Below are 6766 nucleotides of genomic sequence, written 5' to 3' on the forward strand. Positions count from 1 at the left end.
TAGCGATATTTTGATAGTTTGTGCTGGAGCGATGGAGAGCTTTGAATTTGCTAAATCAATTGGGATTGGCATGGTAGAACCAGCGATAAATTTAACCAAAATTTTGCTAAATTCAAATAGACTTCCTAAGAAAATTATATTTATAGGAAGTTGCGGATTATATGGAGATGAAAAACTGCTTGAAATTTATAAAAGCACTCAAGCTTGTAACTATGAAATAGCTGGTATAATGGGTCTTGGATACACTCCAATTGATATGAAAATAGCAAAAGTTTCACAAGAAACAAACATTATAAACTCATCAAATTTCATAACAAACTCAAAAGATATTGCTATTAAATTTAAGAATTTAGGATTTATGGCTGAGAATATGGAGGCTTATGCTATTTGGTGTGTGGCGATGAAATTTAATATTGATTTTGAGCTAATCTTATGTGCGACAAACTACTGTGATGAAAATGCCCACAATGACTTTATCAAAAACTATCCAAAAGCTAAAGTTAATATCACAAAATATCTAAAATCAGAAGGAATTATATGAAAAATTTGCTTGATTATACTCAAGATGAATTAGCAGAGTTTATCCAGCCTAAATTTAGAACAAAGCAAATTTATGAGTGGGTCTATAAGAAAAATGCAAAAACATTTGATGAGATGAGTAATCTACCAAAGGATATTAAAGAGCGTTTAAAGGGCGAATTTTATCTTGAACCGCTTGAGATGATTAAAAATGAAATTAGCCTAGATGGGAGTATCAAATATCTATTTAGACTTCGTGATGGCAAAACTATAGAAAGTGTGCTACTACCGATGAAAGAGGAGCTAATAGATCAAAATGGCAAGACCCAAAGACACGCTAGATACACAATCTGCGTTAGCTCGCAAATAGGGTGCAAGATGGGATGTAGCTTTTGTCTAACGGCTAAAGGTGGATTCATCCGTAATCTAAGTGCTGGCGAGATCGTAGGACAAATTCTATGGATAAAAAGAGAAAATAACATACCTTATGAGAGAAGAGTAAATATCGTATATATGGGTATGGGCGAGCCTCTTGATAATCTAGATAATGTATCAAAAGCTATAAATATTTTAAAAGATAATGATGGCCTAGCTATAGGAGCAAGACGCCAAACTATTAGCACAAGTGGGTTAGCTACACAGATTAAAAAGCTTGGCGAAATGGATTTGGGTGTGCTTTTGGCTATATCTTTACACGCTGTTACAGATGAATTAAGAGAGAAATTAATGCCGGTAAATAAGGCTTATAATATCGCTAGTGTGATGGATGCTGTGCGTCAATTCCCTATAGATATGAGAAAAAGAGTTATGTTCGAATACCTAATAATGGATAAGATAAATGACAATCTTAGCGACGCAAAAGCCCTTGTAAAGCTACTTCACGGGATTAAAGCAAAGGTGAATTTAATCCTTTTCAATCCACATGAAGGTAGCCCATATCAAAGACCATCGCAAGAAAATGTAGAAAAATTCAGAGATTACCTTCAATCTCGTGGCGTTACATGCACAATTAGACAGAGTAAAGGGCTTGATATAAGTGCTGCATGCGGCCAATTAAAAGAGAGAAGCAAAGGAGAAGATAGTGCCACTGCTTGATATAATACAATTAATTTTTATCTCAATTGTTGTGATTATCGGATTAATTGGCATGATTTATGTGATTAAATCTGATAAATAAGCTATAAGTTGCTTTGATTTCTCAACTACATTTTTCGCAAATGCCTTTGATAACGGCACTTTTAATATTTTTGCCAGGTAAATTTGGTATCTCTATCTCCTCCATTTTATGGCACGCCTCACATACAAAATATGCTTTAGCATGGTCTGATAACTCATAAAAACTCTTATGTTCTATCTCACTTTTGATAATTAAATTTTTACTTAGAAGAATATCTAAATTTCTATAAATCGTCGATTTATTGGCTTTAATTTTAGATAGAAATTCATCATAGCTTATAGGTCTATTTGCTTGTTGTAACATCTCTACTAGCTCCACTCTAAGCGGAGTTACAGCTATATCGTGATTTTGTAAAAAAGTAGCAGCTAACATTAATACTCCTTTCTTAGTTAAATAATATCATAAAAAGAATTAAAATAAGCAAAGCTAAAATTTTAATTTTAAGATGCAACTAAGTTGCATATGATATAATTTCCGCATTTTAAATCAAAAAAGGAATGAAAATGAAAAAACTAATCTCCATTTTATGTATAGGTGCGGCATTTTTGCACGCAAAGCCAGTTGTAACTACTAGTATATTGCCTACAAAATATTTCGTTGAGCAAATAGCAGGCGATAGCGTATATATTAATCATATGGTAGATCCAGGCTCTGATCCACATATCTATGAGCCACGCCCAGAGCAGATGAAAAATTTGGAAAAAAGTGATATTTTCTTTGCTGTTGGTATGGAATATGAAAATAATTGGCTACCAAAATTTGCAAAAAACTATCCAAATTTAGATATAATAAAAACTCAAAAAAATGTCCCAATGCTATCTAGCGTAGATCACAAACACAATGATCATCACCACGATCATCACAAAGAGCATAAAAAAAGCTATGATGGAATTTTTGATGATAAAGATATAAAAGATAGAGATATTAGCGATTGGAATGGAGAATATAATAGTATATATCCATATTTGCTAGATGGTAGCTTTGATATTGTATTAGAAGCCAAAGCAAGTGCGCCAAATAGTAATAAAAATTTTCAAGAGTATAAAGAGTATTATAAAAAAGGCTATAAAAGTGATATAAACCGCATAGTTATAAACAATGAAAATATCAGTTTTCATACTAAAAATGGTATAAATAAAGGAAAATATATCTATAAAGGCTATGATATACTAACATACAAAAGCGGTAAAAGAGGCGTTAGATATCAGTTTGAAAATATAGATCCAAATAGCAAAGCTCCTAAATTTATACAATTTAGCGATCATGAGATCAATCCTACTAAGGTTTATCACTTCCATATATATATGGGAAATGATAGCTTTAAAAAATTGAGTTTAGAGCTAGAGAATTGGCCTACATTTTATAAATCTAGTATGACAAAAGCAGATATAGTAAAAGATATGTTAGAGCATATAGATAGCAATTTTGATTCTCACATATGGCTTGATCCTATACTTGTTAAAATTCAAGCAAAAAATATAGCCGATGCCCTAATAGCTCACTATCCAAAAAATAGAGCTTTATATGAGAAAAATTTGGCTAAATTTTATAGTGAGCTTGATATGCTAAATAGCTATATAAAAGAGCAACTAAATGGTATAAAAAATAGAAATTTTATAGTCTATCATCCATCATGGGCATATTTTGCTAAGCGATATAATCTTAATCAAATAGCCATCGAAACTGAAGGCAAAGAGCCTAAACCAGCTCAATTAGCAAATTTGATTAAAGAGGCAAAAGAAGAAAATGCTAAAGTGATATTTGTAGCACCTCAATTTTCAAAAAAAGCAGCCAAACTCATTGCCGATGAAGTCGGAGCCAATGTCGTAGAGATAGATCCACTGGCTAAGGATTGGATAAAAAATATGAAAAATACAGCAGATGCTTTTAAGAGAAGTTTATAAGATTAAGTTCATTATAAGCTATATTAAATTTATCTAAACTACTATAATTCAAATTTCATCTTGGAGCTGATATCAAATTCAGCTCCATTATAGCTAAATTTGAGCCGATTAGAGTGAAGCATAAGTCTATTAGCCCCACTCTTTTGGGTGCGCTCATTTTCACTCATCTTACCATCTAAAATTCGCTCTATATCGCCACGCTCAAGCCCATAAATCGGATCGCCTAAAATTTTGTGTTTCACATAAAACATATGAAGCCTAATCTGATGCTGCCGCCCAGTTAATGGAAGACACTCTATTAAGCTAGTATCGCTTTTTGCCTCGTAACTAATCAACCGAAATAGCGTCACAGCCCTCTTGCCACCTTCGCAAATTCGCATTCTAGTCTTAATATCATCATAATCATTTGTAATATCCATAGCCTTATCAATCACAAGCCAATCCAAACTATCCAAAAAACCAAATTTACCCACAAAATCCGTATAATTTTCCGCTCTAAATTTATCAAATTTATTCGCATCAATTTTGCCACTTATAATAGCTAAATAGCTTTTGAAAATCTCTCTATTTTCAAACATTCTCTTAAGCTCTTTTACCACTTCTACACTCTTACCTACTATAATAACTCCACTTGTTTCTCTATCTAGTCTATGAGCCACACTAGCTTTTTTGCCCCATAAAGACCAAATTTCATCGCACAAACTATAGCTACAATGCCTACCATTTGGATGAGTCAAAACCCCACTTGGTTTATCAAATATCCCAAATTCCCTGCACTCAAAAATCGGTTTGAGCCCCTTTGGTTTACACCTATAATCTATCAAAAATATATCCCCATTTGCTACGCTATTTTTCTTAAGCACAGAGCCAAAATTATCTATAATTCGCCCATTATCACATAGCTTTTGAGCCTCTTTCATACAATAGCCTTGAGATATGAGTATTTGATATATCTTTTGACCATAAAATTTGCCGATTTTCATCTTTTCATAAGACATTTATTAACCTAAATTTTATAAGATTTTTTATATAATATCAGATTAAAATTATATAAAAATTTAGCAAAAAAGGTTCTGAAATGGTAGAGAGATATGCCAGGAAAATTATGAGTGATAAATGGAGCTTACAAGCCAAATATGATGCGTGGCTAAGAGTTGAGCTAGCAGCAGTCAAAGCGTGGAATAAGCTAGGATTAATTCCTGATAGTGATTGTAAAAAAATATGCGAAAATGCTAAATTTGATATTAACCGCATAGATGAGATAGAAAAAACCACCAAACATGATGTAATCGCCTTTTTAACTAGCGTGAGCGAGAGCTTGGGTGAAGAGAGTAGATTTGTCCATTTTGGTATGACAAGTAGTGATTGTATCGATACAGCCGTTGCATTACAGATCAAAGATAGTATGGAGTTAATCTTAGATGATATTAAAATTTTAATGGACACTATCAAAAAAAGAGCTTACGAGCATAAAAACACTCTAATGGTCGGCAGAAGCCACGGAATTCACGGAGAGCCTATAACATTTGGTTTGGTTCTTGCTATTTGGTATGATGAGATCAAAAGAGCCTATGAGCTACTAAACCACGCTAAAAGCGTTATTAGCACTGGTATGATAAGCGGTGCGATGGGTAATTTCGCTCACTCTCCACTTGAATTAGAAGAGCTAGTATGCCAAAACTTAGGTCTAAATCCAGCCCCAGCAAGCAATCAAGTAATCCAAAGAGATCGCTACGCTCAAGTGATATCGGCTCTAGCCATACTAGCTAGTAGTTGTGAGAAGATAGCAGTAGCCATAAGACACTATCAAAGAACCGAAGTTTATGAAGCTGAGGAGTATTTTAGCCCAGGGCAAAAAGGCTCAAGCGCTATGCCACACAAGAGAAATCCAGTTTTAAGCGAAAATGTAACCGGTCTTTGTAGAATGATCCGTAGCTACGCTATCCCAGCTATGGAAAATGTCGCCCTTTGGCATGAAAGAGATATCAGCCACTCAAGTGTAGAGAGATTTATCTTGCCTGATGCCTTTATCACGAGTGATTTTATGCTAAATAGATTAAATGGAATTTTAGCAAATTTGGTTATATATCCAGAAAATATGATGAAAAATTTAAATCTCACAGGCGGATTGGTCTTTTCTCAAAGAGTCCTTTTAGAGCTACCAAAACAAGGCGTAAGCAGAGAAGACGCATACAAAATCGTCCAAAGGAACGCCATGAAAGTTTGGGCTGACTTACAAGAGGGTAAAAAAGCGATCAATGACAATGGAGAAAGTCTATTTTTACAAAATTTATTAAACGATAATGAGCTAAAAGAGAAATTAGATGAAAATGCGATAAAAGCGTGTTTTGACTATGATTACTATACAAAAAATGTAGATAGAATATTTCAAAGAGTATTTAAAATTTAAAAAAAGGTATTAACGATAATATGAAAGTTATAAAAAGAAATGGTAGAACTGAAGAGCTAGATATATCTAAAATCAAAAAATACACAAGCGAAGCCGTAGCCGGACTAGATAATGTCAGCTTAAGCGAGCTTGAAGTTGATGCAAAAATTCAATTTCGTGATAATATCACAACTGAAGAGATCCAACAAACTCTTATCAAAACCGCAGTTGATAAGATAGATATCGATCGCCCTAACTGGACCTTTGTCGCAGCTAGGCTATTTTTGTATGATTTGTATCACAAAGCAACTGGATTTAGCGGATATAATAGCCTTGAAGATTATCTAATCAAAGGCGAAAAAGAGGGCAGAATCTTGCTTGGTTTAAAAGAAAAATATGATCTTGAAGATCTAAACAACTATATAAAACCAGAGCGAGATATGCAATTTACATATCTTGGGATAAAAACTCTTTATGATAGGTATCTTATAAAAGATAAAAATGGTAAACCTATAGAGCTACCACAACAGATGTTTATGGCTATTGCTATGTTTTTAGCTCAAAATGAGCTTGACTCTCAAAGCTGGGCGAAAAAATTCTATGATATAATCAGCAAATTTGAAGTAATGCTAGCAACTCCAACTCTAAGCAACGCTAGAACCACAAGGCATCAGCTCTCAAGCTGCTATGTAGGAAGCACTCCTGATAATATAGAAGGGATTTTTGATAGTTATAAAGAGATGGCGTTGCTTTCTAAATTTGGTGGCGGTATCGGCT

General features: G+C 33.7%; 7 protein-coding genes. 5 read left to right on the forward strand and 2 right to left on the reverse strand.

Annotated features, from left to right (window positions below):
* Positions 1–10: 10 nt before the first annotated feature.
* Together CSUIS19073_RS03825 and rlmN are read left to right on the forward strand one after the other, a co-directional pair.
* Positions 11–541: a phosphorylase family protein gene (locus CSUIS19073_RS03825; RefSeq protein ID WP_086237592.1), complete on the forward strand. Its 531-nt coding sequence runs from the start codon at positions 11–13 to the stop codon at positions 539–541.
* On the forward strand, positions 538–1614 hold the full coding sequence (rlmN, locus tag CSUIS19073_RS03830; RefSeq protein WP_086242407.1) for a 23S rRNA (adenine(2503)-C(2))-methyltransferase RlmN: 1077 nt from the start codon (positions 538–540) through the stop codon (positions 1612–1614). The genes CSUIS19073_RS03825 and rlmN overlap by 4 nt, the downstream gene beginning before the upstream one ends.
* A 103-nt stretch (positions 1615–1717) precedes the next feature.
* On the opposite strand, the gene CSUIS19073_RS03835 is transcribed toward rlmN, so the two are convergent.
* Positions 1718–2068 carry a Fur family transcriptional regulator gene (locus CSUIS19073_RS03835; protein ID WP_086242409.1) on the reverse strand — a complete coding sequence of 117 codons (351 nt, stop codon included), beginning with the start codon at positions 2066–2068 and terminating at the stop codon, positions 1718–1720.
* A gap of 131 nt (positions 2069–2199) precedes the next feature.
* Between CSUIS19073_RS03835 and CSUIS19073_RS03840 the strand changes: the two genes are divergently transcribed.
* Positions 2200–3600 carry a metal ABC transporter solute-binding protein, Zn/Mn family gene (locus CSUIS19073_RS03840; RefSeq protein WP_086242410.1) on the forward strand — a complete coding sequence of 467 codons (1401 nt, stop codon included), beginning with the start codon at positions 2200–2202 and terminating at the stop codon, positions 3598–3600.
* A gap of 41 nt (positions 3601–3641) precedes the next feature.
* Here the strand turns inward: CSUIS19073_RS03840 and CSUIS19073_RS03845 are convergent, their stop codons facing one another.
* The gene (locus CSUIS19073_RS03845; protein WP_086242411.1) at positions 3642–4598 is read right to left on the reverse strand and encodes a pseudouridine synthase family protein; all 957 of its coding nucleotides are present in this window, start codon (positions 4596–4598) and stop codon (positions 3642–3644) included.
* A gap of 80 nt (positions 4599–4678) precedes the next feature.
* Here CSUIS19073_RS03845 and purB point away from each other — a divergent pair, with 80 nt between their 5' ends.
* Both purB and CSUIS19073_RS03855 read left to right on the forward strand, forming a co-directional pair.
* On the forward strand, positions 4679–6010 hold the full coding sequence (gene purB / locus CSUIS19073_RS03850; RefSeq protein WP_086242412.1) for an adenylosuccinate lyase: 1332 nt from the start codon (positions 4679–4681) through the stop codon (positions 6008–6010).
* Between the two features lie 20 nt (positions 6011–6030).
* Positions 6031–6766, forward strand: a 736-nt coding sequence (locus CSUIS19073_RS03855) for a ribonucleotide reductase N-terminal alpha domain-containing protein (protein ID WP_337214378.1), incomplete at its 3' end; no start/stop codon positions are given.

The sequence above is a fragment of the Campylobacter sp. RM19073 genome, from assembly GCF_024723495.1.
GTDB classification, from domain to species: Bacteria; Campylobacterota; Campylobacteria; order Campylobacterales; family Campylobacteraceae; genus Campylobacter; species Campylobacter porcelli.